This is a genomic window from Streptomyces sp. NPDC048644 (genome assembly GCF_043199105.1).
Classification (GTDB): domain Bacteria; phylum Actinomycetota; class Actinomycetes; order Streptomycetales; family Streptomycetaceae; genus Streptomyces.
Window position 1 is genome coordinate 168,402 of record NZ_JBICVO010000012.1, and the last position, 23,532, is coordinate 191,933.

Consider the following 23,532-nt stretch of genomic DNA (forward strand, 5'->3'; position numbering starts at 1 on the left):
CTTGCATCGGATAGGCATCGTACCCTTACCGCCGATACGAACGCATCGAATAAAGCGGAGTGCATGCCATGCCCAAACTGGTGGACCACGAGTTCCGCCGCCGCCTGATCGCCGACGCCGTCTGCCGGCTCGCCGAGGAGAGCGGCCTGGACGGCGTCACCCTCCGGGACGTCGCGGCCCGCGCGGAGGTCTCCATGGGAGCGGTCCAGCGCTGCTTCCGCACCAAGGACGAGATGCTGACCTTCGCCCTGCGGCACATCGGGGAACGGATCTCCGCACGGGTGTCGGCGCGCCTGGTCCAGTCCCCCGCCCAGTCGGCCCGCACGGCCCTGGGGCACGCCACGACGGAGCTGTCGCTGCTCCGGGAGGAGCACCGGTCCGAGGCCCGCGTCTGGCTTGCGTTCCTCGCGCAGGCGGCCGTCAGCCGCCCCCTGGCCGAGATCCTGCGGGCCAACTACACCGGCCTCCAAGAGGTGTTCACACAGCTCGTCGCCGAGGCCACGCCGGACTGCGACCCCGCCCTGGAGGCCCGCACCCTGCTCGCGCTCGTCGACGGCCTCACCACCCACGTGCTGATCGACCACATCTCGCCCGCCGCCGCGCTGGACGTGCTGGACCATCACCTCCGCCGCCTGTGGGGCGAACCGGACGACTGAGAAGCCCGACGGCCCCGAGGAGAGCCCCGGATTCCCGGCCGCCCCGGGGAGCCCGCGGCCCGCCCGCACCGGACACCGCGACGAGTGGAGCGACAGCCGGAAGAGGCAACGCAATCAGGCCATCTCTCAAGCTCAACCCGGTTTTCCACAAGTGCAGTTCACCCCGCCGCGATCCCCCGTCGACGTGGCACCATGGAAGGTCAACGGGGTGTCCTGGCGAGTGGTTCGCACGAGCACGGGCGAGCGGTCTCTCCAGGGGCTCCACGGCTGCCCGCCGGCCGACCGGGGCCGCAGTCCCGGTCACCAGTCGGCAGCCGACCGCGCGCGGAACCGTTCCGTGCGACCCGGTTCGACGGAACGCCAAGGAAGGGAAGCCCGGTGAGCACGCTCAACAAAGGGATCGAGAAGGCCGAGGTCACACTGAAGTGGGATCCCAGCCCCCTCGGCGAGCCGGACAACGATCTCGACATCATCGCCGCGACGTACGAGGCGGACACGCCGGTCGGCGAGCCGTGCTACCTGGTGCACTTCGACAGCCGGTCCCCCGACGGGACGATCACCCTCAACCGTGACAGCCGCACCGGCCAGGGCTTCGGTTCCGACGAGGTCATGACGCTGGAGCTGGACCGACTGGCCGACAGCTACACGCGGGTCGTGGTGGGAGTCGCGATCCAACAGGGCGGCGGCCGTAAGACGTTCGGCGACATAGACAACACCGAAGTGGAGATCCACGAGGGCTACACCGCCCTTGCCCAGAACGACTTCTCCACCGTCGCGCGGTCAACTGCCGCCGTCGTGGCCGAATTCGTCCGCGACGAAGAGGGCGAATGGCGCTTCCGTGCCGATGTCCGCGGCTTTGACGCCGATCCCAACGAATTCACCGCGCTCATGGGCAGCTGACCCGACCGGCAAAGGGGAGGCCACGTCCGGCGAGGATTCACCGGACGTGGCCATCGTGCCGTGACGGCGTACGCCCATGCCGAAAGGGAGCCGGCTTCTCAGCCGGCTCCCTTTCTCACCTCCGAAGGGTCACCCGGAGGTCATGAGCACGTACGGACGCTCACGGGAGAGCTCCGAAATCAGCTGCACCCGCTCGTGGAGCCGCAGCCCTCGCACAGGTAGCAGCTGCCCGCCCGCTGCATCTTCGTGCCGCAGGAGAAGCAGAGCGGGGCGTCCGCGTTGATGCCGAGCTGCATTTCGACCAGTTCGGCGTTGGTGTGCGCCTGCCGGGGCGCAGGAGCCGCGGTCTCCTCGGCGCTCTGGACCGCCGGGGCGGCCTTCGGAGCCTCGGTCTGGAGCGGCGCGGACTGCGCCAGCGACTCGACGTCGACCTCCTCGGCCGGCTCGTAGGAACCGGTGTCCAGGTGACGCTGGCGCTCCTCGACGGAGTGGATGCCGAGCGCCGAACGCGTCTCGAAGGGCAGGAAGTCCAGCGCCAGGCGGCGGAAGATGTAGTCGACGATCGACTGCGCCATCCGCACGTCCGGGTCGTCGGTCATGCCGGCCGGCTCGAAGCGCATGTTGGTGAACTTCGAGACGTAGGTCTCCAGCGGCACGCCGTACTGGAGGCCCACCGAGACCGCGATGGAGAAGGCGTCCATCATGCCCGCGAGGGTCGAACCCTGCTTGGACATCTTCAGGAAGACCTCGCCCAGACCGTCGTCCGGGTAGGAGTTGGCGGTCATGTAGCCCTCGGCGCCGCCCACCGTGAAGGAGGTGGTGATGCCGGGACGCCCCTTGGGGAGGCGCTTGCGGACCGGACGGTACTCGACGACCTTCTCGGTCGCCGGCTCCGGCGCCTCGGCCTTCGCCTCTTCCTTCTTCTTGGCCGACAGCGGCTGGCCGACCTTGCAGTTGTCGCGGTAGATCGCGAGCGCCTTCAGGCCGAGCTTCCAGCCCTCGAAGTAGACCTCCTCGATCTCCTCGACGGTGGCCGTCTCCGGGACGTTGACCGTCTTGGAGATCGCACCGGAGAGGAAGGGCTGCGCCGCGGCCATCATGCGGACGTGGCCCATCGCGGAGATCGAACGGGCGCCCATGGCGCAGTCGAAGACCTCGTAGTGCTCCGGCTTGAGGGCCGGCGCGTCGACGACGTTGCCGTGGTCGGCGATGTGCGCGACGATCGCCTCGACCTGCTCGGGCTGGTAGCCGAGCCGCTTGAGCGCCTTGGGGACCGTGTTGTTCACGATCTGCATGGAGCCGCCGCCGACCAGCTTCTTGAACTTGACCAGGGCCAGGTCCGGCTCGACACCGGTGGTGTCGCAGTCCATCATCAGGCCGATGGTGCCGGTCGGCGCGAGCACCGAAGCCTGCGCGTTACGGAAACCGTTCTTCTCTCCCAGGCGCAGCACGTCCTGCCACGCCTCGGTGGCCGCGGCCCAGACCGTGGTGTCCAGGTCGTCGGCGCGCACCGCGGCACCGTTGGCGTCGGCGTGCTGCTTCATGACGCGCTTGTGGGCGTCCGCGTTACGGGCGTAACCCTCGTACGGGCCGACGACGGCGGCCAGTTCGGCGGAGCGCTTGTAGGAGGTGCCGGTCATCAGGGAGGTGATGGCACCGGCCAGCGCACGGCCGCCGTCCGAGTCGTAGGCGTGGCCGGTGGCCATCAGCAGGGCGCCGAGGTTGGCGTAGCCGATGCCCAGCTGGCGGTAGGCGCGGGTGGTCTCGCCGATCTTCTCGGTGGGGAAGTCGGCGAAGCAGATGGAGATGTCCATCGCGGTGATGACCAGCTCGACGACCTTCGCGAAGCGCTCGGCGTCGAACGACTGGTTGCCCTGGTCGTCGTCGCGCAGGAACTTCATGAGGTTGAGCGAGGCGAGGTTGCACGAGGAGTTGTCCAGGTGCATGTACTCGCTGCAGGGGTTGGACGCGGTGATCCGGCCCGACTCCGGCGAGGTGTGCCAGTGGTTGATGGTGTCGTCGTACTGGATGCCGGGGTCGGCACACGCCCAGGCCGCCTCCGCCATCTTGCGGAACAGGCCCTTGGCGTCGACCTCTTCGATGACCTCGCCGGTCATCCGGCCGCGCAGACCGAACTTCGAGCCGGACTCGACGGCCTTCATGAACTCGTCGTTCACTCGGACCGAGTTGTTGGCGTTCTGGTACTGGACGGACGTGATGTCGTCGCCGCCCAGGTCCATGTCGAAGCCGGCGTCGCGCAGCGCGCGGACCTTCTCCTCTTCCTTCACCTTGGTCTCGATGAAGGCCTCGACGTCGGGGTGGTCGACGTCCAGGACGACCATCTTGGCCGCGCGGCGGGTGGCGCCGCCCGACTTGATGGTGCCGGCCGACGCGTCGGCGCCGCGCATGAAGGAGACCGGGCCTGACGCGTTGCCGCCGGAGGAGAGCAGCTCCTTGGAGGAGCGGATGCGGGAGAGGTTCAGGCCGGCGCCGGAGCCGCCCTTGAAGATCATCCCCTCTTCCTTGTACCAGTCCAGGATCGACTCCATGGAGTCGTCGACGGACAGGATGAAGCAGGCGCTGACCTGCTGCGGCTGCGCGGTGCCGACGTTGAACCACACCGGCGAGTTGAAGCTGAAGACCTGGTGGAGCAGCGCGTACGCCAGCTCGTGTTCAAAGATCTCGGCGTCCGCCGGGGAGGCGAAGTAGCCGTTGTCCTCGCCCGCCTTGCGGTACGTCTTGACCACGCGGTCGATGAGCTGCTTGAGGCTCGCCTCACGGGTCGGCGAACCCACCGCGCCGCGGAAGTACTTGCTCGTGACGATGTTGACCGCGTTCACCGACCAGAAGTCGGGGAACTCGACGCCACGCTGCTCGAAGTTGACCGAGCCGTCGCGCCAGTTGGTCATGACGACGTCACGACGCGCCCACTCCACCTCGTCGTACGGATGCACGCCGGGGGTGGTGTGGATGCGCTCGATGCGCAGACCCTTGCTCGCCTTGCTGCCCTTTGCGCGGGAGCCGCGTGCCGGGCCGCTCGTCGTCTCTGTCATTCCGCCTCCCTGTACGGGCGAAAACGCCCATATGTGCGCACTTCTTCCCGTGGCACGGTGTATGTCTGACTGATCCCGGGGCGCCTGCACGTGCCCCGGTCAGGTTCTGGATGCGCGCCGGGCTCAGCCGGCGGCGATGGCGGGTCCGGGCACCGGGACGGCTTGGCCGTCGGCCGCACCGTCCGTCCCGCAGTCCCGCTCGGGCGGTCCCTGCTCGCGCTGCTCCCGCAGCTCGGCGATGGCCGCCTCGAAGTCCTCAAGCGAATCGAAGGCCCGGTACACGGACGCGAAGCGCAGGTACGCGACGAGGTCGAGTTCCCGCAGCGGGCCCAGTATGGCGAGCCCGACGTCGTGGGTGGACAGCTCGGCGCTGCCGGTGGCGCGCACCGCCTCCTCGACCCGTTGGCCGAGCTTGGCGAGCGCATCCTCGGTGACCGGACGGCCCTGGCACGCCTTGCGCACTCCCGCGATGACCTTGCTGCGGCTGAAGGGTTCGGTGACCCCGCTGCGCTTGATCACCGTCAGGGACGCCGTTTCGATGGTGGTGAAACGACGGGAGCAGTCGGGGCACTGGCGCCGTCGCCGGATCGATGTGCCGTCGTCGGTGGTGCGGCTGTCGACGACCCGGCTGTCAGGGTGCCTGCAGAAGGGGCAGTGCATGGCTCCACCCTCCTCACCCTCGGAAACGGACGTACGCCACTGGAATCCACGTACGGCTGAATGGCCTCCGGACGGCCCGTACGGGCCCTTCGGCGCAGCCACCAGCATAGGCGATCCCCGAGGCCCGGAAGGACCAGGCACCACAACTTGTAGGCGGTTGTCGCCATCAAAGCACTAGATGTGGTGTCGGGCCGCTTATAACCGCCTACCGCGTGTCGCGGTGGGGGCGGGCCGTGGAGGTCGCTCACGAGGGTACGGGAAGCCACCCGGACGGCGGGGCACAGGGGCGGAGATGACAGAATCGGCCATGGCGCGACCGGGCCCCCGGCGCGTCGATCGCGCAGCCACGGAACCCCCGGCCGGAACGAAGAGTCGGGCGGAGGGCGACCCGCGCAGGGTCGGGACGCCGTTCGAACACATCGGCCATACACCCAGCCACTCGATCGAGTCAGCTAATCAGCAAATTTTCACTCGAACGTGTGTTTGGCGCAACCTTTCGAAAGCAACTACCGTTGGCTAACTAGGGAGCACATTCCGAGAGGGGCCGACGTGACCACCACCGCAGACAGCGCGACCATCACCGCACAGAGCCACTCCCAGAGCCGGTTCGAGAATCCTCAGACGGCACGGAGCAGGCCGATGGACGACGCCACGTTGGACTCCGACGAGCAGAAGCCCACGCGGTCGCTGCCGGGACGCCCGCCAGGGATCCGGGCCGACAGCTCCGGGCTCACGGACCGCCAGCGCCGGGTGATCGAGGTGATCAGGGACTCGGTCCAGCGTCGCGGCTACCCGCCGTCGATGCGTGAGATCGGCCAGGCCGTGGGGCTTTCCAGCACCTCGTCCGTGGCCCATCAGCTGATGGCCCTGGAGCGCAAGGGCTTCCTGCGCCGCGACCCGCACCGCCCCCGGGCGTACGAGGTCCGCGGCTCGGACCAGACCACCAGCGCGGCCACGGAGACGGCGGGCAAGCCCGCGGCCTCCTATGTCCCGCTCGTCGGCCGGATCGCCGCCGGTGGTCCGATCCTGGCCGAGGAATCGGTCGAGGACGTCTTCCCGCTCCCCCGCCAACTGGTCGGTGACGGCGAGCTGTTCGTGCTCAAGGTCGTCGGCGACTCCATGATCGAGGCCGCGATCTGCGACGGCGACTGGGTCACCGTCCGCCGCCAGCCCGTCGCCGAGAACGGCGACATCGTCGCGGCGATGCTGGACGGCGAGGCCACCGTCAAGCGCTTCAAGCGCGAGGACGGCCATGTGTGGCTGCTCCCCCACAACTCCGCCTACCAGCCGATTCCCGGCGATGAGGCCACCATCCTCGGCAAGGTGGTGGCGGTGCTGCGGCGGGTCTGAACCACGCCCTCACGACCGAGCCCCGGGACCACTGCGCCGGTTCCGGGGCTCTGCGCCGTCCTCATCCGGGCCGGGCCGCTCCCCCCGGCCCGCCCGGCTGCGCCCCGCTACTTCCCTTCCTGCTGCGCCACGGCGTCGATGGCCGCCAGCGACCTGCGGACCTGATTGCGGTCGGTGGTGTACCAGAACTCCGGCATCGACTTGCGGAGGAACGAGCCGTAGCGGGCCCGCTCCAGACGGGGGTCCAGGACGGCGACCACACCGCGGTCGCCCGTGGCGCGCACCAGGCGGCCCGCTCCCTGGGCCATCAGCAGCGCCGCATGGGTGGCGGCGACCGCCATGAAGCCGTTGCCGCCGGCCTCCTCCACCGCCTTCTGCCGGGCACTCATCAGCGGATCGTCCGGACGCGGGAACGGCACCCGGTCCATGACCACCAGCTGGCAGTTCGGGCCCGGCACGTCCACGCCCTGCCAGAGGGACAGCGTGCCGAACAGGCAGGTCCTGGCGTCCTCGGCGAACGTGCGGATCAGCTCGCCCAAGGTCTCCTCGCCCTGGAGGAGAACCGGCATGTCGAGACGGCCGCGCATCGCCTGCGCCGCGGCCTGCGCGCCGCGCATCGAGGAGAACAGCCCCAGCGTCCGGCCGCCGGCCGCCTCGATCAGCTCCGCCAGCTCGTCGAGCATGTCGTCCCGGCTGCCCTCCCTGCCGGGCTGGGCGAGGTGCTTGGCGACGTAGAGGATGCCCTGCTTGCCGTAGTCGAACGGCGATCCGACGTCCAGGCCCTTCCAGACCGGGACGTCCTCGCCCTCGGTGCCCTCGGGTGACAGTCCCAGGGACGCGCCGACGCCGTTGAAGTCGCCGCCCAGCTTGAGGGTGGCGGAGGTCAGCACCACCGACCGGTCGGTGAACAGCTTCTCGCGCAGCAGCCCGGAGACCGAGAGGGGCGCAACGCGCAGGGACGCCCCGAAGCGGTCGTGGCGTTCGTACCAGACCACGTCCCACTCGGAGCCGTTCGCGATCCGCTCGGCGACGGCGTGGACACTCTCCACCGAGGCGAGTGCCTGCTTGCGGACCGCGTCCTCGTCCTGGACGTTCTTGTCGCGGGTGGAGCCGAGGGCGGCGATGACCGTACGGGCCGCGTCCCGCAGCGCCATGAGGCAGTAGCCGAGCTCCTCGGGGATCTCTTCGAGGCGGCCGGGCAGGGCCAGCTCCATCAGCCGCTCGAAGGTCTCCGACGCGGTCTGCAGCTGGTCGGCGGCCTTTTCGTTGACGAGCTTCGCGGCCCGGCGGACGGCGCGGTTGACCTGGCCGGGAGTGAGCTCGCCGGTGGCCACACCGGTGACCCGGGAGACCAGTTCGTGGGCCTCGTCGATGATCAGGACTTCGTGCTGCGGCAGGACCGGGGCGCCTTCGATGGCGTCGATCGCGAGCAGCGCGTGATTGGTGACGACGACATCGGCGAGCTTGGCGCGCTCCCTGGCCGCCTCGGCGAAGCACTCCGCGCCGTACGCGCACTTCGACGCACCCAGGCACTCCCGCGAGGAGACCGACACCTGGCCCCAGGCACGGTCGGAGACCCCGGGGGTGAGAGCGTCGCGGTCGCCGGTCTCGGTCTCGTCGGCCCAGTCGCGCAACCGCAGCAGGTCCGTGCCGAGCTTGCTGGTCGGGGTCGCCGATTCGAACGGGTCGAAGAGCGCCTCCTCCTCTTCCTGCGGCACGCCTTCGCGCAGGCGGTGCAGGCAGAGGTAGTTGGAGCGGCCCTTGAGCATGGCGAACTCGGGGCGGCGGCGCAGCTGCGGGTGCAGGGCGTCGACCGTGCGCGGAAGATCGCGCTCGACGAGCTGGCGTTGCAGCGCGAGGGTGGCCGTGGCGACCACCACGCGCTCGCCGTGGGCCAGCGCCGGCACCAGATAGCCGAGGGACTTTCCGGTGCCGGTGCCGGCCTGCACGAGCAGATGGGCCTGGTTGTCCACGGCCTCGGCGACGGCCTCGGCCATCGCCACCTGGCCTGGGCGCTCGGTGCCGCCGACGGCGGTGACGGCGGCATGGAGCAGATCGGGGAGGGAGGGCTTCGTCATAGCGTGGCAAGCCTACGCGGGACCACTGACAGCCCGCCCCGTCATGGCGCGTGCAGGGGGTTCGGCACGGTCCCGTGCACCGTGGCGTGCGGGCGCGCGGCGCGGTCACGGTAGCCGTCGGTGTGCAGACGGTTGCGGTTCAGACACAGCCGGTCGATGCGGGGGGTGAGCAGGTCGAAGGCCGCGTGGCGCTCCTTGAGCTCCGGGAAGCGGCGGTGGTGGCGCAGGATCTCCGCTCGCACGAGTGACCAGAATTCGCCCTCCGGGACGCCGAGTTGATCTTCGCAGAGCGGCGCGAGGTAGCGGAAGACGCCGATGAACAGGCCGGAGTGGATGAACTGGGTGAGGAACGAGGGCGGTTCGGTGAGCAGCACCTCCCGGACGTCGTCCGGCATCGATGCGTGCTCCGGGAGGGGCGTCGCGCTGGTGTTGACGTCGTCGACGAAGTCCTTGACCGCGAGGCGGACGGGGACGTCGTGCGCGTCGAAGACGACGATGGCGTTCTCGCCGTGCGGGGAGAAGACCGTGCCGTAGCGGTAGAGGAAGTGCAGCAGCGGCGGCAGCAGGGCGGCGAACAGGCGGCCCAGCCAGGCCTGCGGTGACAGGCCGGAACGCCGTACCAACTCGGCGGTCAGGGAACGGCCCTGGGGATCGGTCTGGAGCAACGCGGCCAGGGTGCGGGCGCGTTCACCGGGGTCGAGGTGGCGGGTGAGCGGCTCGCGCCAGATGCAGCCGAGGAGTTCCTTGAACTGGTACGGGACGCCGGGAGTCCGGTCGTAGAGGGGGTGTTCGACGGTGACCGAAGCGGTTTCGCCGAGGAGGATCACCCGGGTCTCATCGCGCAGGTACGGGTCGCTGTCGCGGAGTTCCTGGACCCAGGCGGTGACGGCGGGGGCCGCGAGGGTGCGTTCGGTCGGCAGGCCGCGCCAGACGAGGGTGTTGAGGATGGACAGCGGCAGTTTGACCGTACGGGCCTGCGGGCGGCTGAGGTTGAGGAAGGTGCGGATCGACTGCTGCGGGAGTCTGAGGTCGTTGTCAGTGGGCAGCGCGATGATGGATCTGTCGGCGAGCTGCGGCGCGAAGAGCGGGGCGATGGTCTCGTCCCACTGCCAGGGATGGACGGGGAGGTAGAGGTAGTCGGCGGGGTCGCGGCCTTCGGCGGTGACGGTGCGGGCGAAGCTGTCGAGAAGGGCGGGGGTGAGCTCTTCTTTGTAGAGATGATCGGGGGTGGCCAGTGCGGGGATGCCGCGGTAGTGGGCGAGGTCGCGGTGTGCGGCGATCCAGGGCAGGCGGTGCGGGGTGCGGGCCTCGGGGGCCCACTGCGCGGCGTCGGCTGCGGAGAATCCGAGCCGGCCCTTGTTGGCCACGAGCCAGGGATGGCCCGTCTGGCGGCCTTCGAGTGCGGCGTAGTCGAGGTCCGCCAGATCGGCGGCGTTCAGCGCCGTGGTGTCGAGCCGGGTGTCGGCGGCGAGGGTGGCGGTCACCTCGCGGATGAGGTGGCCGGTGGTGTCGCCGGACAGCTCCAGGATCGTGTCGTGGGCGCGGGCGAGGAAGTGCAGGGGGTCGCCGTCGGGGGTGAGCGATGCGGGGTCGACGCGCCAGTGCCCGTAGGCGCCGCGGCGGGCCGTGAAGCGGTAGACGAGGTCGTCGGTGACGGGCAGCCGGTAGCACTGGGCGCCGTCGGGTTCCGGGCCGTCCGGGGTGGTGCCGTCGGGGGCCGTGCCGTCGGGCTCGGGGCTGATGATCTCTTCGTACGCGAACTCCGCCAGGGTTTTGGCGAGCAGGCGTCGCGCGGCGTGCTGCCAGGCGCTGTGCGAGGGCTGGGGCTGGGGCTGGGGCTCAGGAGGCAAGGGGGACTCCTCGAAGCGGGACCGCACCGGCACGGGCGGGGGACAGCCGGGGATCCCGGGTGGTGGATGGGCGGTTGGATGCGTGGCTGGACGGATGGATGTGACGAGTGTGACCCGCGGTGCCGGATCACACACGGGAAGTGGCCGATTTCGGAGGGCGGAACACGTCAGGCACGGCGCGGCGGGGGCGGGGGACGAAGCGGATGAACGGGAGTGAAGGGCAGGGTCCGGGAAGGGGAACGGGGCCGTCGATGGACGGCCCCGGGATCAGAGCAGATGGCGATGGACGCGGTCGCGGATCATCAAGGCCGCCCGTTTGTCCGGCAGTTCGACCTCGTCCGCGTAACGGAACCCGGCGGTCAGGAAGGCGGCGACGGAGGCGGTGTTGCGCAGGTCGGGTTCGGCGACGACACGTCCGCACCGCGGCCGGTGATCGAGGACGAGATCGGCGGTGGCGCGCAGCAGGGTCGTGCCGAGGCCGCGTCCCCGGTCGGCTGCCCCGCCGATGAGGAGGTGGATACCGGTGTCGTGCGGACGGGCCGGATAGTGCCGGGCGAGCGGGTCGAGGTCGGCGCGGTAGATCTCCCAGTAGCTCATCGGGACGCCGGCCAGGACACCGAGGCAGGGGACGCTGCGCCCGTCGCCTTCGAGTTGGGCGCGCAGGTGGGCCGCGGTCGTCGCGCTGGGCCCCGCCAGTTCCCAGAAGGCGGCGACCGCCGGATCGTTCATCCAGTCCGCGATCCGCGCGAGGTCACGTTCGAGGTCGACGGGGACGAGGGCGAACGGCCCGGCCGGGGTGTCCGCGGGTGCCCAGCCTGCCAGTCCGTCGAGGAGTGGGCCGGCGGCGGGGGTGCCGGCGGCCCGCCGCGACCTGATGTCCTCGGCGGACAACGCTCCGGGCTCGGGCGGGAGTTGCAGGTCGAGGGTGTCATCGGAGTCGGATCCGGTGCCGGATCGGGTGGGTGGCACGGCGACGCTCTCCTCTCGTGGCCCCGGGGTACGCGGGTCGGCGCGGTCCGGGGCCGGGCCAGGGCGGACGGAGACCTGGGGTGTCCTCCAGGAGTCGTCAGGTTCTCCCCGTCCGCCCGGAAGCCGGGCGGAAGTTCGCCGATTCCACCTGTACGAGTGAGTCCGCAACCCTGGCTTCCGCGAGGCGGGAGGGAGTGAAGACCTCTAGGAGACCAGGGGGTTGGGCAGTGCGAGGTAGACGGATTGGGTGTCCACGGGGCCGACGAGTTCGTCCAGGCCCTGTAGCCGGGTCGCGAGGTTGGCCTTGCAGCGCAGGGTAGGGGCTGTGAGCAGGTGTTCGGCCAGGGGGGAACGGTGCTCGGCAGGTGCGGCAGCGGCCTCGGCGAGGAACCGGCGGAAGGCGGCGAGCAGGATTTCCTCGCGGATCAGCCCCTCCGCGCCGAACGCCCCGATGAGGCCGAGGACGTTGTTGATGCCGAGGTAGTAGGCGAAACGCTCGTCGGTGACATCGTCGGGGACGAAGGTGTCACTGACCTCGCCGATGCCGGGCAGCCGCGCGGTGAGGGCCGCTCGCCGGGATTCGCGGAAGTAGTAGCCCTGGTTGTCGCGGTATCGGCCGCCGGCGGGCCAGCCGTCCGGGTCGAGCAGCACGAGGGTGTTCTGCTGGTGGGCCTCCAGCGCGACGCCTGCCGTGCCGTCCAGCCACAGGACGGGGCGTACGACCGCTTCGAGGTAGCGGAGGAACCATTCGGTGGCGACGGCGCCCGGTGTGCGGCCGGTGCGGGCGCTGAGTGCGGTGACGAGGACCGCGAGCCGGGAGCGCATGCCGGTCCTGCCGGGCCAGGGGCGGGGTGAGGTGAGCCCGGCGACGCAGACCGCGTCGTCGGCGGTGGTGAAGGGGTTGTGGCGGACGACGACGTCCAGACCCCGCACGGGTTCGCCGTCGGGGCCGTCGACGGCGAGGTAGGCGGGGTCGCGGACGATGTCGAAGCCAGGGTGGGCGGCCTGCCAGCGCTCGGCGAGGCCGGTGCGCAGCAGGCGGTGCACCTCCACGCCGCGCTGGAGTTCCTTGCGGAGGTTCTCCCGGCGGGAGTTGGTGATGCGCAGGCCGAGGGAGAGCTTGAGCATGGCGTCGGCGCCGAGGCGGTAGACGGTGCGGACGGATGAGGTGGGGTGCCACAGCGGTCCGCCGGGACCGAGGTCGTGCAGCTGTCCCCGGTCGATGAGGGCGGCGACGTCGGGGCGTGCGGTGAGTTCCCTGGCCTGCCAGGGGTGCAGCGGCAACGGGACGGTGTCGTCGGGGAGCGGGTGGCAGCCGCCTGCGAGTCCGATGGCGAGTTGTTCGGCCGTGACGGGCTTGCCGCGTTCGGTCCAGGCGGAGTCGGCGGCGAGGACCGAGCGGTGCACGGCCATCCAGTGGAGGGGGAAGGCGCCGCGCAGTTCGGGTGAGTAGGCGCGGGTCTCGGCGTCGGTGAGGCCCTCGCGGCTCTTGGGGGTGGGGTGCAGCGGGTGGCCGAGGAGCAGGGACTGTTCCCCTTCGAGGAAGAGCGCGCTCTGGTCGTCGGCGGGGTGGGCGCGCCGGTCGGCGAGGAAGACGGCGGTGCTGCGGACGGAGTTGGCGACCCGGCCGACCAGTTCGGCACCGTCGCCTTCGGCGCGGGCCCCGGGGGCGCCGTGCGCGGCTTCGCGCCGGAGCAGGGCGGCGAGGGTGACGGCGTCCAGAGGCGCGGCGTCGGCGGGGGTGCCCTCCAGGGTGGGGGCGCCGAGACGGTGCCAGCCGGTGGGCGACCAGTAGTGGACGGGTACGTGCAGGGCGGTGGCGCTGGCGTGCAGGGGGATGCGCAGCCGGCCGCCGGACGGGCGGTGCCCGCCGCTCTCGCGGATCCAGCAGCGCAGCAGGTTCTCGATGCCGGCGATGTCGGCGGCGACGGCGGGGTCGGGGTGGTCCAGCGGATCGGTGGCCGTGTGGTGGGCGGCGCACGCGGTGTGCGGCGGCCCGTCATCCGCCGGGGTGTGGCAGGCGGCGTCCGCGGCGCGGCGCTGCTGGCGCGGTACGGCCGGTTCGATCGTGTCCGCGCCCTGGTGGTGGGCGGCGGCCCGTTCGGTGGCCGGGATTCCGTCGGTGCCGGGGCGTTCGTTCATCGGGAAGTGCCTCGCAGTGTCGTGGGGGACGAGCCCGTCGGCCCGGGGGTCATGCGGACCGCCGCCGCGATGGCGTCGGCCAGGCGGTCGAGGATCGCGTCCGCCTGTTCGTCGGTGAGGGTCAGGGGTGGCAGCAGCCGGACGGCGGCGCCGTGCCGGCCACCGGGTCCGACGATCAGGCCGCGGTCCAGGCAGGCGCGCTGGACGGCGGCGGCGATGTGCGGGGCGGGGCGGGCTCCGGTGGCGTCCGGTTCGGCTTCTGGGTCGGTCAGTTCGACGCCGATCAGGAGTCCGCGGCCACGGATGCCGCCGATGCAGGGGTGGGCGGCGGCGAGCGTGCCGAGCCGGGCGAGCATCCGGGCGCCGAGGTCGGCGGCGCGCCGGGCGAGGCCGTTCGCGCGGACGTAGGCGAGGGTGGCGCTGCCCGCTGCCATGGCGAGTTGGTTGCCGCGGAAGGCACCGGCGTGCGCGTCGGGCGGCCGGCAGTCCAGTTCCTCGCGGTGGACGATGGCCGCGAGCGGCAGGCTGCCGCCGATCGCCTTCGACAGGACGAGGACGTCGGGGACGATGCCGCTGTGTTCGACGGCCCAGAAGGTGCCGGTGCGGCCGACGCCGGTCTGGGTCTCGTCCACGATCAGCGGGATGCCGCGGGCCGCGGTGGCGTCGCGCACGCGGCGCAGCCAGCCGTCCGGTGCGGGGACGACGCCGCCCTCGCCCTGGACCGGTTCGACGAGCAGTCCGGCGGGGTGCGGGATGCCGCTGTCCGGGTCGTCGACGGGGTTCTCGGGGTGGTGCGCGGTGAGGCCGGCGCCGGGTTCGCCGGTGCCCGAGGGGCTGCGGTGGTCGTCGGGGTAGGGCAGCAGCCGGGTCACTCCGACGCCGCCGGCTGCCGCGGGCGCTTCGGTGGCCGGGCCGTGGCGGGCCCCGGAGAAGGCCAGCAGGCCGTCCCTGCCGGTGGCGGTGCGGACGAGGGCGGCGGCGGCTCCGACGGCGTCGGTGGCGGCCGGTCCGCAGAACCGGATCCGCGCTTTTTCGGCCAACTCGCCGGGCAGGGTGGCGAACAGCTCGGTGGTGAAGGCGTCCTTGACGGGGGTGGCCAGGTCGAGGTCGTGCAGCGGCGCCCCGGAGTCCAGGACCGTGCGGATGGCTTCGAGCACCACCGGGTGGTTGTGCCCGAGGGCGAGGGTGCCTGCGCCGGAGAGACAGTCGAGGTAGCGCCGTCCGTCGGCGCCCTCGATCGTCAGCCCGCGGGCGCGCACCGGGACGATCGGCAGGGAGCGCGCGTAGGTGCGGGCGGCGGACTCACGCAGGGCCTGCCGGCGCAGGATCCCTTCGTGGAACGGCGGCGGGGCCGTCGGCACGGTTTCGGTCAACGCCACGGCAGTTGTGTCCCCCCTGCTGGTGTGCTGTTCGGATGCGTGCGGGCCCTGGGGAGCGGCCCGGGTGTCCCCCATACGTACCAACGACGATTCCCTCAGAGGATCACGGTCACCGGCAAGATCCTTGCAGGCCGGAACCAGGGGCCCGAGTTCCGCTGTCCGCACGGACACCGGCATAGTGGGGTCCTGCGCCAGGATCTTGAGGTGCATGACAAGCACCGAAATCGGCGTCAATCCACACAAGCTCAGATCGATGTCCTCAGGGGGAGTTCACCCATGCGATCCATACGTCGGCCAGTTCTGGCCGCCGCCGCTCTCACCGCCGTCGTGGCGCTCACCGCGACCGGCTGCGGCCCCGAGAGCGACAACGCGGACGCCAAGCCCAGCGAGTCCGCGGCGCAGGACACCACGGGCGGGGGTGAGATCAAGATTCCCCAGGACATCCAGGACAAGCTGAAGGCGCACGGCGTCGATCTCGACAAGTGGAAGAACGGCGAGTGGAAGAACTGGGACAAGGACAAGTGGCTCCGGGAGGCCGGGGAGTTCATCAACCCGATCATCAAGAACTTCTGGAACCCTGACAAGATCGACAAGGTCGAGCCGCCGCGGGATCCCAGCAAGCCCGAGGACATCTCCGAGGACCAGGGCAAGACCGACCCCGAGCCCGCCGCGGTGCAGGCGCAGCCGGTCAAGACCCCGTACACCTCCACCGCTCCCGGTGTCGGTCTGCTGCTGTTCAGCACTCCCAAGGGCGATTCGCGCTGTTCGGCGACGGTCGTCAAGGACCCGGCGCACCCGGGCAAGTCCAACCTCGTGTGGACCGCTGCGCACTGCGTGCACGCGGGCGAGCACGGCGGCTGGTACCGCAACATGATGTTCGTGCCGAACTTCAACCGGAACGGCGCGCCGGCCACCAAGATGAAGACCACTCCGTTCGAGGACCGCGTCCCGTCGGGCAAGTGGTGGGCCGATGACATGGCGACGTCCGACCAGTGGATCAAGGGCGGCGGCGCGGTGCCCGGCGTGCCGATGGCCCCGTACGACTTCGCGCTGATGCACGTGAAGCCGGAGGAGAGCACCGGCGGCAAGTCGCTGGAGGAGGTGGCCGGCGGCGCGTACAAGGTCGACTTCAACGCGCCCGCGATGGCCAAGATCCCGAGCCTGACCGCCCAGGGCTACCCGGCCGAGGCGCCGTTCGACGGCGCGGTGCAGCAGCAGTGCACCGACAAGCCGACCCGCCTGTCGATGGAGGCGCAGAAGCCGACCATGTACCGGATCGGCTGCACCATGACCGGTGGTTCGTCCGGCGGTCCCTGGTTCGCCAAGGGTGCCGACGGACAGCCTGAGCTGATCTCCAACATGTCGATGGGCCCGCGCCCGGCCCGTTGGTCGGCAGGGCCGCACCTCGGCCCGGAGGCCAAGACGATGTTCGACACCATGAGCAAGAAGTGGGCGGCCAAGGGCTGATGACGCCCTGATGCCGTGACGCGGCGCCGCACCTGCGCGAAGGCCCGCACCCGGGGAGACCGGGTGCGGGCCTTCGCGTCGTACGGCGCCGTGGGCGCCCGGCGTTACGCGGCCGGGACGAACGGCTGGAATTCGGCGGCGAGTTCCTGATGGACCCGCGCCTTGAGGACCGTGCCGTCCGCGGTGTGCTCCTCGGAGATGACCTCGCCCTCGGCGTGCGCCCGCGAGACCAGGGCGCCCTGGGTGTAGGGCACCAGCGCCTCGATCTCGACCTCGGGGCGCGGCAGTTCCTCGTCCAGCAGGTCCAGCAGCTCCGTCATGCCCTGGCCGGTGCGGGCCGAGACCACGAGGGCGTGCTTCTCCTGGCGCAGCAGGCGCTGCAGCACCAGCGGATCGGCGGCGTCCGCCTTGTTGACGACCACGATCTCGGGCACGTCCGACGCGCCGACGTCGCGGATCACCTCGCGCACGGCGGCCAGCTGCTCCTCCGGCACCGGGTGCGAACCGTCGACGACGTGCAGGATGAGGTCGGAGTCGCCGACCTCCTCCATCGTGGAGCGGAACGCCTCGACGAGGTGGTGCGGCAGGTGCCGGACGAATCCGACGGTGTCGGCGAGGGTGTAGAGCCGCCCGCTGGGCGTCTCGGCCCGCCGGACGGTCGGGTCCAGGGTGGCGAACAGGGCGTTCTCCACCAGCACTCCGGCGCCGGTGAGGCGGTTGAGCAGGGAGGACTTGCCGGCGTTGGTGTAGCCGGCGATGGCGACCGAGGGGACCTTGTTGCGCCGGCGTTCCTGGCGCTTGATGTCCCGGCCGGTCTTCATCTCCGCGATTTCCCGGCGCATCTTCGCCATCTTCTCGCGGATCCGCCGCCGGTCCGTCTCGATCTTGGTCTCACCGGGGCCACGGGTGGCCATGCCACCGCCGCCGCTGCTGCTGGATCCGCCGCCGCCCATCTGACGGGACAGCGACTGGCCCCAGCCGCGCAGCCTGGGCAGCATGTACTGCATCTGCGCCAGGGAGACCTGCGCCTTGCCCTCACGGGACTTGGCGTGCTGGGCGAAGATGTCGAGGATCAGGGCGGTCCTGTCGACCACCTTGACCTTGACGACGTCCTCCAGGTGGATCAGCTGGCCCGGGGACAGCTCGCCGTCGCACACCACGGTGTCGGCGCCGGATTCGAGCACGATGTCGCGCAGCTCCAGAGCCTTGCCCGAGCCGATGTACGTGGCCGGGTCCGGCTTGTCGCGGCGCTGGATGACGCCGTCGAGCACCATGGCGCCCGCCGTTTCGGCGAGGGCGGCCAGCTCGGCGAGGGAGTTCTCCGCGTCGTGCACCGTCCCCGAGGTCCAGACGCCGATGAGCACCACGCGCTCCAGGCGGAGCTGGCGGTACTCGACCTCGGTGACGTCCTCCAGCTCGGTGGACAGACCTGCGACGCGGCGCAGCGCGGCGCGCGCCGATCGGTCGTACTGGTCGCCGTCACGCTCCCCGTCGATCTCGTGGCTCCAGGCGACGTCCTCTTCCATCAGGGCGTCGGCCCGAAGGCTCTCGGGGAGGCGCTGTCGGTCCTGCGGAAGGGAAGAAGAGGAGGTCATTTGATCCTTTGTGTCGTCGGTAAGTCCTCGGGGAGGCCGGCCGGCCCCGCTGGGACTGTCGGTGATGACAACGTCCGGCGCGCGCGGGAGATTCCCCGGCCGTCGGAGTCGACCCGATGATGGTCGCACGGCCGGTGAAGGCCGTCACGCGGGTTTCCCGGCGTTTCCCCGGCGGACGGGCCCGGTGGCCACGGACGGCGGCGCCCCGTCCCGCTGACGGCCGCGCGGACCGTGCGGACGGCCGCCGCGGGCCACCGTCCCCGGGGGGCGCGACGGCCGTCGCTCACTTGGCGCGCCCGGACGTCCACTCCGGGTGGCCCGGCATCGGCGGCGTCTTCCTGCCGTACAGCCAGGCGTGCAGGAAGCCGGACTGGTCCTGCCCGGAGATCTCCGATGCCAGGGCGACGAAGTCGGCGGTGCGGGCGGCGCCGTCGCGGTGCCGGGCCACCCAGCTGCGCTCCAGGCGGTCGAAGGCCACCGGGCCGATCCGCCGGCGCAGTGCGTACAGGACCAGCGCGCTGCCGTCGTAGACGACCGGCCGGAAGATGCTGATCTTCTTGCCCGGGACGGGGGGCTTCGGCGCGGCAGGCGGTCCGCCGTCGGCGCGCCAGCCGTCGGACAACTGGTATGCGCGGTGCATCCGGGTCTCCAGGGAGGCCCGCTTCATGCCGCCCTTCTCCTGGGCGTAGAGCGCCTCGTACCAGGTGGCGTGGGCTTCGTTGAGCCAGAGGTCGGACCAGCGGTGCGGGCTGACGCTGTCGCCGAACCACTGGTGGGACAGCTCGTGCACCATCACCGACTCGACGTACCAGGCGGGCAGCCGCCCGGAGGTGAACAGGTCCTTCTCGAAGAGCGAGAGGGTCTGTGTCTCCAGCTCGAATCCGGTCCGCGCGTCGGCGATCAGCACCCCGTACAGCGGGAACGGGTAGCGGCCGACCTTCCGTTCCATCCAGGCGATCTGGGCCGGTGTCCTGGCGAGCCAGGGCGCGAGTGCCTTGCGGTCGGCCGCGGGCACCACGTCGCGGACGGGCATGCCGTGCGGCCCGCGGCGGACGAGCACGGCGGACCTCCCGATGGAGACCTGCGCCAGCTCGGTCGCCATGGGGTGGGCGGTGCGGTACGTCCAGGTGCGGCGCGGTCCGTGGTCGCCGCGCCCGGCGGGCAGGCCGTTGGCGACGACGGTCAGCATCCGGGGCGCGGTGATGTGGAACGTGAAGAACGCCTTGTCCGACGGGTGGTCGTTGCAGGGGAAGACGCGGTGGGCGGCGTCGGCCTGGTTGGCCATCGCCAGCCCGTCGGTGGTCCGGATCCAGCCGCCGTCGCCGGTGCCGCGCGGGTCGCTGGTGTGCCGGACGACGATGCGCACCTTCTGGCCCGGCACGAGGTGGTACGCCGGGGTGACCACCAGGTCCTCGCCGTGCTGCGCGTGCCGGGCGGGCAGGCCGTCGACGGTGACGGAGCCGACGGCGCCGCGGGCGAAGTCGAGGTTGACGCGCTCCAGCTCGGTGGTGACGCGTGCGGTGATCTCGGTGACGGCGGTCAGCGGCCGGTCGTTGCGGCCCGGGTAGTCGAGCGAGACGTCGTAGGACGTGACGTCGTAGCCGGGGTTGCCGAGCGTGGGGAAGAGCCGGTCGCCGATACCGCGTGCCCCGGGGGCTGCGGGTGCCGCGGCGCCGATCGCCGCGGCGGCGGCCAGCGCGAGGGCGAGGGTGCGGCGGGCGGCCCGGGACGGGCGGCGGGCGGGGTGGTGGGCTTCGCCGGACGCGCGGCGCGAGGAATGCGGCATGGGCTACCGCTATCAGCGCGGCCGACGGCCCGGGGGACGGCGCGGCAGCACGGCACCCGAACGGGCGGGGCGGCGGCCTGCGGCCCGTATGCGCGGCCGTATCGCCGGGCGTCCGTTCGGTGGCGCGTCGCTCCGGCGGCCACCGCGGTGACGTTTCTCCGGGTGCGGGCGGTACGGCGGCGCGGGCTACGGGCGCCCGACGGGCGCCGGGGCGGCGCGGCCCGCCCGGATGACGTCGAAGACACCGGGGACCTGGCGCATCGCGCGCATCAGGGAGGGCAGTTCGGCGGCGTCGGACAGGCGGAGCGTGTAGGTGTGCCGGACCCGCTGTTCGTGCGGCGGTTCCACGGCGGCGGAGACCACGGCGGCGCCCTGGACGGCGATGACTTCGGTGAGGTCGGCCAGGAGGTGCGGGCGGCTGAACGCCTCGGCGAGCAGGGTGACCCGGCAGCCGTGGCCGGTGTGTCCCGCGCCCCGCCAGCTCACGTCGACGGTCTGCCGGCCCATGGCTGCCATCCGGGCGACCGCGGGGCACAGCGCGCGGTGCACGGTGACGTTGCCGCCGCGCACCGCGAACCCGGTGACGGAGTCGGGCGGCACCGGCGTACAGCAGCCGGCGAGCCGGACGGCGGCGCCCGGCAGGTCGGCCACCGCGACGACGGACGCGGGTCCGGACAGCGGGTCGGAGGGCGGGCCGGGCGGCAGCAGGCCCGCACGGTCGTCGGAGCCGGGCCGGTCCGTGGGGTCGGAGAGGTCCGTGGGGTCGGTGTGCTCCCCGGCTGTGGCCGCCGGTGGCGAGGTGCGGCCCGCGGCGGCGGGGGGCGGGACGGCGGGGCGGGGCCGGGCGGTGGGCCCGTCGTCCTCCTGGCCGGTGCCGGGCGGCTGCTGCCCCACTTCCGGGCCGGCGCCGTCGGCCTCCCCAGGGACGGCAGCGGCGTCGCCTGGGCGCTCCGCCAGCCACCGGGAGATGGCGAGCCGGGCCGCGGGGGTGCGGGCGTGTTCCAGCCACTCGGGCGAGGGGCCGGCGGCGGAGTCAGGGGCCATCAGCAGGTGCAGGCTGTCGCCGTCGCGCAGGATCGTGGAGAGCGTCGCGAGTCGGCCGTTGACCCGGGCGCCGATGCAGCAGTGCGCCGCCTCGCCGTGCAGCGCGTACGCGGCGTCCACACAACTCGCCCCGGCGGGCAGCCCGATGGCGCCGCCGGGGCCCGCGGCCGGGTCGCCGGCGCAGAAGACCGTGATCTCCCGGTCCTGGGCGAGGTCGGCGCGCAGCGAGGTCCAGAAGGTGTCGGGGTCGGGGGTGGCGCTCTGCCACTCCAGCAGCCGGGAGAGCCACCCGGGGCGGGTCGGGTCGGCGCGCTCGCCGTCGGGGGTTTCGGCGCCGTCGGTGGGGGTGTACGGGTTCCCCAGGGCGATCACCCCGGCCTCGGCGACGCGGTGCATCTGGTGGGTGCGGATCAGCGTCTCGGCGATCTCGCCCGTCTCGCCCGCCACCGCGGTGTGCAGCGACTGGTAGAGGTTGAACTTGGGGGCCGCGATGAAGTCCTTGAACTCGGAGATCACGGGCGTGAAGCAGGTGTGCAGCTCGCCCAGCACGGCGTAGCAGTCGGCGTCCTCGGTGACCAGGACGAGCAGCCGGCCGAGGTTCGCGCCGGTCAGCTCGCCGCGGCTCAGCCGGACGCGGTGCGCGGAGACGAAGTGCCGTGGCCTCACGAGCACTTCGGCGTCGATACCGGCCTCGGCGAGGGTGGTGCGCACCCGGGTGGCGAGCGCGGCGAGCGGGTCGGGCCGCTGCGCGCACTCCGCGACCAGGCGGCGGGTGACGGCGTAGTCATCGGGGCGCAGGATCGCGAAGACCAGGTCCTCGAGCTCGGTCTTGAGCGCCTGGACGCCGAGGCGTTCGGCGAGCGGGATCAGTACGTCGTGGGTGACCTTGGCGATCCTGGCCTGCTTCTCGGGGCGCATCACCCCGAGGGTGCGCATGTTGTGCAGCCGGTCGGCGAGCTTGATGGACATCACGCGGACGTCGTTGCCGGTGGCGACCAGCATCTTGCGGAAGGTCTCAGGCTCGGCCGCCGCGCCGTACTCGACCTTCTCCAGTTTGGTCACGCCGTCGACGAGAAAGCAGACCTCGTCGCCGAACTCCGCCCGTACCTGATCGAGCGTCACATCCGTGTCCTCGACGGTGTCGTGGAGCAGGGACGCGGTCAACGTCGTGGTTTCGGCGCCCAGTTCGGCCAGGATGAGGGTGACGGCGAGCGGGTGCGTGATGTACGGCTCGCCGCTCTTGCGCATCTGGCCGCGGTGCGAGGACTCGGCGAGGACGTACGCCTTGCTGAGGATGCCGAGGTCGGCGTCCGGATGGTGGCCGCGGTGCACCTTGGCGACGTGTTCCAGGGCGTCGGGGAGGCCGTCGCGCGGGGCCGTGCCCAGCAGCGCGGCGCGGCCGATCCGGCGCAGTCCGTGCAGCTCAAGTCGTGCACGGCCGCGCTTGCGGCTCGCCGCTCCAGGGTTACCTGGGTTCGTGGCCTCTGCGCTCATGGGCACCTCCGGCAGCGTCGACCGGCGGTGGCGCGCCACCAGTTGGGCGGCCGGGCCGGTGCTTGATGCTACCGAGCCCACCACGCAGCTCTGTCCACCTCTCCCCCGGCAGGAAACGGATCACCCGTTCGAGGGAACCTCCCGAGCGCGCCCGCATCTCCCCCGGGCGCCCGCCGCGGCGTGCGTCAGGCGAGCGCGGAGTCCAGCCAGTCCGGGTCGAAGGTGCCATCGGCGACGATCACGGCGGGGCCTGTCATCTCGACGGTGCCGTCCGGCAGTTCGGTGATCGACAGGCTGCCGCCGAGCACGTCGACGGTGTACGTGACGGGCGTCCCGCTGCGCGCGGGGTCGGCGCCGTCCCTGCGGGCGGTGGCGACGGCGACCGCGCAGGCGCCCGTGCCGCAGGAGCGGGTCTCGCCTGAGCCGCGCTCGTGCACCCGCATCGCCACATGGCGCGGGCCGCGGTCCACGACGAACTCGATGTTGACGCCCTCGGGATAAACCGCCGCCGGGCTGAACGGCGGCGCCTCGTACAGGGTGCCCGCGTGGCCGAGGTCGTCGACGAAGGCGACGGCGTGCGGGTTGCCCATGTTCACGTTGCGGGCCGGCCAGCTGCGGCCGTCGAGCGTGACCACGACGCCCTCGTCGGGCAGCTCGGCGCGGCCCATGGCGACCGTGACGTCCCCGGTCTTGTCGAGGTGGACCCGGCGCAGGCCGGCCCGGGTGGCGAGGGTGAGGTCGCCGGCCTCGACCAGTCCGGCGTGCAGGAGGTAGCGGGCGAAGACGCGGACGCCGTTGCCGCACATCTCGGCGATCGAGCCGTCGCCGTTGCGGTAGTCCATGAACCAATCGGCCTCGTCGGCCATCGCGCGCGCCTCGGGGTGCGCCGCGGACCGTACGACCCGCAGCACGCCGTCGCCGCCGATGCCGGCCCGCCGGTCGCAGATCCGGGCGACGGCTGCCGGGGTCAGCTCCAGGAGGCCGTCCGGGTCGGGAACGATCACGAAGTCGTTCTCGGTGCCGTGGCCCTTGAGGAAGTCGATACGCGCTGCGGTGCTCACCCTTGAATCGTACGGGCCCCGCGGGACGGACGGCGCGGGCGGTGCCCT

Annotated in this window: 15 protein-coding genes; 4 read left to right on the forward strand and 11 right to left on the reverse strand. The window is 71.7% G+C overall.

The window, feature by feature from the left end; translation table 11 throughout:
* Nucleotides 1-68: 68 nt before the first annotated feature.
* Together ACGFNI_RS25710 and ACGFNI_RS25715 are read left to right on the forward strand one after the other, a co-directional pair.
* Nucleotides 69-656 (forward strand): TetR/AcrR family transcriptional regulator, encoded by a 588-nt coding sequence (locus ACGFNI_RS25710; protein ID WP_393686999.1) that lies wholly within the window; start codon nt 69-71, stop codon nt 654-656.
* Nucleotides 657-1,034: 378 nt separating this feature from the next.
* The gene (locus tag ACGFNI_RS25715; protein ID WP_393687000.1) at nt 1,035-1,556 is read left to right on the forward strand and encodes a TerD family protein; all 522 of its coding nucleotides are present in this window, start codon (nt 1,035-1,037) and stop codon (nt 1,554-1,556) included.
* A 179-nt stretch (nt 1,557-1,735) separates the two neighbouring features.
* Here ACGFNI_RS25715 and ACGFNI_RS25720 read toward each other — a convergent pair whose 3' ends face one another.
* Nucleotides 1,736-4,609: a vitamin B12-dependent ribonucleotide reductase gene (locus tag ACGFNI_RS25720; RefSeq protein ID WP_393687001.1), complete on the reverse strand. Its 2,874-nt coding sequence runs from the start codon at nt 4,607-4,609 to the stop codon at nt 1,736-1,738.
* A gap of 123 nt (nt 4,610-4,732) precedes the next feature.
* Nucleotides 4,733-5,269 (reverse strand): transcriptional regulator NrdR, encoded by a 537-nt coding sequence (nrdR, locus tag ACGFNI_RS25725; protein WP_393687002.1) that lies wholly within the window; start codon nt 5,267-5,269, stop codon nt 4,733-4,735.
* A gap of 549 nt (nt 5,270-5,818) precedes the next feature.
* Between nrdR and lexA the strand changes: the two genes are divergently transcribed.
* Entirely contained in the window at nt 5,819-6,619 is an 801-nt protein-coding gene (gene lexA / locus ACGFNI_RS25730) for a transcriptional repressor LexA (RefSeq protein WP_227044253.1), read from the forward strand.
* 107 nt (nt 6,620-6,726) lie between these two features.
* On the opposite strand, the gene ACGFNI_RS25735 is transcribed toward lexA, so the two are convergent.
* From ACGFNI_RS25735 to ACGFNI_RS25755, 5 genes are all read right to left on the reverse strand, one after another.
* The gene (locus ACGFNI_RS25735; RefSeq protein ID WP_393687003.1) at nt 6,727-8,697 is read right to left on the reverse strand and encodes an ATP-dependent DNA helicase; all 1,971 of its coding nucleotides are present in this window, start codon (nt 8,695-8,697) and stop codon (nt 6,727-6,729) included.
* A 41-nt stretch (nt 8,698-8,738) separates the two neighbouring features.
* Nucleotides 8,739-10,547, reverse strand: a complete 1,809-nt coding sequence (locus tag ACGFNI_RS25740) for an IucA/IucC family protein (protein ID WP_393687004.1) — start codon at nt 10,545-10,547, stop codon at nt 8,739-8,741.
* A gap of 267 nt (nt 10,548-10,814) precedes the next feature.
* Complete coding sequence (locus ACGFNI_RS25745; protein WP_393687005.1) at nt 10,815-11,516, reverse strand: GNAT family N-acetyltransferase; 702 nt, start codon at nt 11,514-11,516, stop codon at nt 10,815-10,817.
* A 204-nt stretch (nt 11,517-11,720) separates the two neighbouring features.
* Nucleotides 11,721-13,658, reverse strand: a complete 1,938-nt coding sequence (locus tag ACGFNI_RS25750; RefSeq protein ID WP_393687006.1) for an IucA/IucC family protein — start codon at nt 13,656-13,658, stop codon at nt 11,721-11,723.
* Nucleotides 13,655-15,037, reverse strand: coding sequence for a diaminobutyrate--2-oxoglutarate transaminase family protein (locus ACGFNI_RS25755; RefSeq protein WP_393687007.1), 1,383 nt, complete (start codon nt 15,035-15,037; stop codon nt 13,655-13,657). The genes ACGFNI_RS25750 and ACGFNI_RS25755 overlap by 4 nt, the downstream gene beginning before the upstream one ends.
* 276 nt (nt 15,038-15,313) lie before the next feature.
* Between ACGFNI_RS25755 and ACGFNI_RS25760 the strand changes: the two genes are divergently transcribed.
* Nucleotides 15,314-16,504 (forward strand): trypsin-like serine peptidase, encoded by a 1,191-nt coding sequence (locus ACGFNI_RS25760; RefSeq protein WP_393687008.1) that lies wholly within the window; start codon nt 15,314-15,316, stop codon nt 16,502-16,504.
* 104 nt (nt 16,505-16,608) lie between these two features.
* On the opposite strand, the gene hflX is transcribed toward ACGFNI_RS25760, so the two are convergent.
* The 4 genes from hflX to dapF all read right to left on the reverse strand — a co-directional run bounded on the left by hflX (nt 16,609) and on the right by dapF (nt 23,484).
* Nucleotides 16,609-18,099, reverse strand: coding sequence for a GTPase HflX (hflX, locus tag ACGFNI_RS25765; RefSeq protein ID WP_393687009.1), 1,491 nt, complete (start codon nt 18,097-18,099; stop codon nt 16,609-16,611).
* 283 nt (nt 18,100-18,382) lie between these two features.
* Nucleotides 18,383-19,885 carry a M1 family metallopeptidase gene (locus ACGFNI_RS25770; RefSeq protein ID WP_393687010.1) on the reverse strand — a complete coding sequence of 501 codons (1,503 nt, stop codon included), beginning with the start codon at nt 19,883-19,885 and terminating at the stop codon, nt 18,383-18,385.
* A 186-nt stretch (nt 19,886-20,071) separates the two neighbouring features.
* Complete coding sequence (locus tag ACGFNI_RS25775; RefSeq protein WP_393687011.1) at nt 20,072-22,423, reverse strand: RelA/SpoT family protein; 2,352 nt, start codon at nt 22,421-22,423, stop codon at nt 20,072-20,074.
* Between the two features lie 185 nt (nt 22,424-22,608).
* Nucleotides 22,609-23,484, reverse strand: a complete 876-nt coding sequence (gene dapF, locus ACGFNI_RS25780; protein ID WP_393687012.1) for a diaminopimelate epimerase — start codon at nt 23,482-23,484, stop codon at nt 22,609-22,611.
* Nucleotides 23,485-23,532: the final 48 nt, after the last annotated feature.

Excerpts from the sequence above, each read along its gene's own strand:
- ACGFNI_RS25770 (WP_393687010.1), bottom strand. The coding sequence starts at position 19,885 with ATGCCGCATTCCTCGCGCCGCGCGTCCGGCGAAGCCCACCACCCCGCC.
- ACGFNI_RS25760 (WP_393687008.1), top strand. The coding sequence starts at position 15,314 with ATGCGATCCATACGTCGGCCAGTTCTGGCCGCCGCCGCTCTCACCGCC.
- ACGFNI_RS25720 (WP_393687001.1), bottom strand. The coding sequence starts at position 4,609 with ATGACAGAGACGACGAGCGGCCCGGCACGCGGCTCCCGCGCAAAGGGC.
- ACGFNI_RS25750 (WP_393687006.1), bottom strand. The coding sequence starts at position 13,658 with ATGAACGAACGCCCCGGCACCGACGGAATCCCGGCCACCGAACGGGCC.
- ACGFNI_RS25735 (WP_393687003.1), bottom strand. The coding sequence starts at position 8,697 with ATGACGAAGCCCTCCCTCCCCGATCTGCTCCATGCCGCCGTCACCGCC.
- hflX (WP_393687009.1), bottom strand. The coding sequence starts at position 18,099 with ATGACCTCCTCTTCTTCCCTTCCGCAGGACCGACAGCGCCTCCCCGAG.
- ACGFNI_RS25710 (WP_393686999.1), top strand. The coding sequence starts at position 69 with ATGCCCAAACTGGTGGACCACGAGTTCCGCCGCCGCCTGATCGCCGAC.
- ACGFNI_RS25775 (WP_393687011.1), bottom strand. The coding sequence starts at position 22,423 with ATGAGCGCAGAGGCCACGAACCCAGGTAACCCTGGAGCGGCGAGCCGC.
- nrdR (WP_393687002.1), bottom strand. The coding sequence starts at position 5,269 with ATGCACTGCCCCTTCTGCAGGCACCCTGACAGCCGGGTCGTCGACAGC.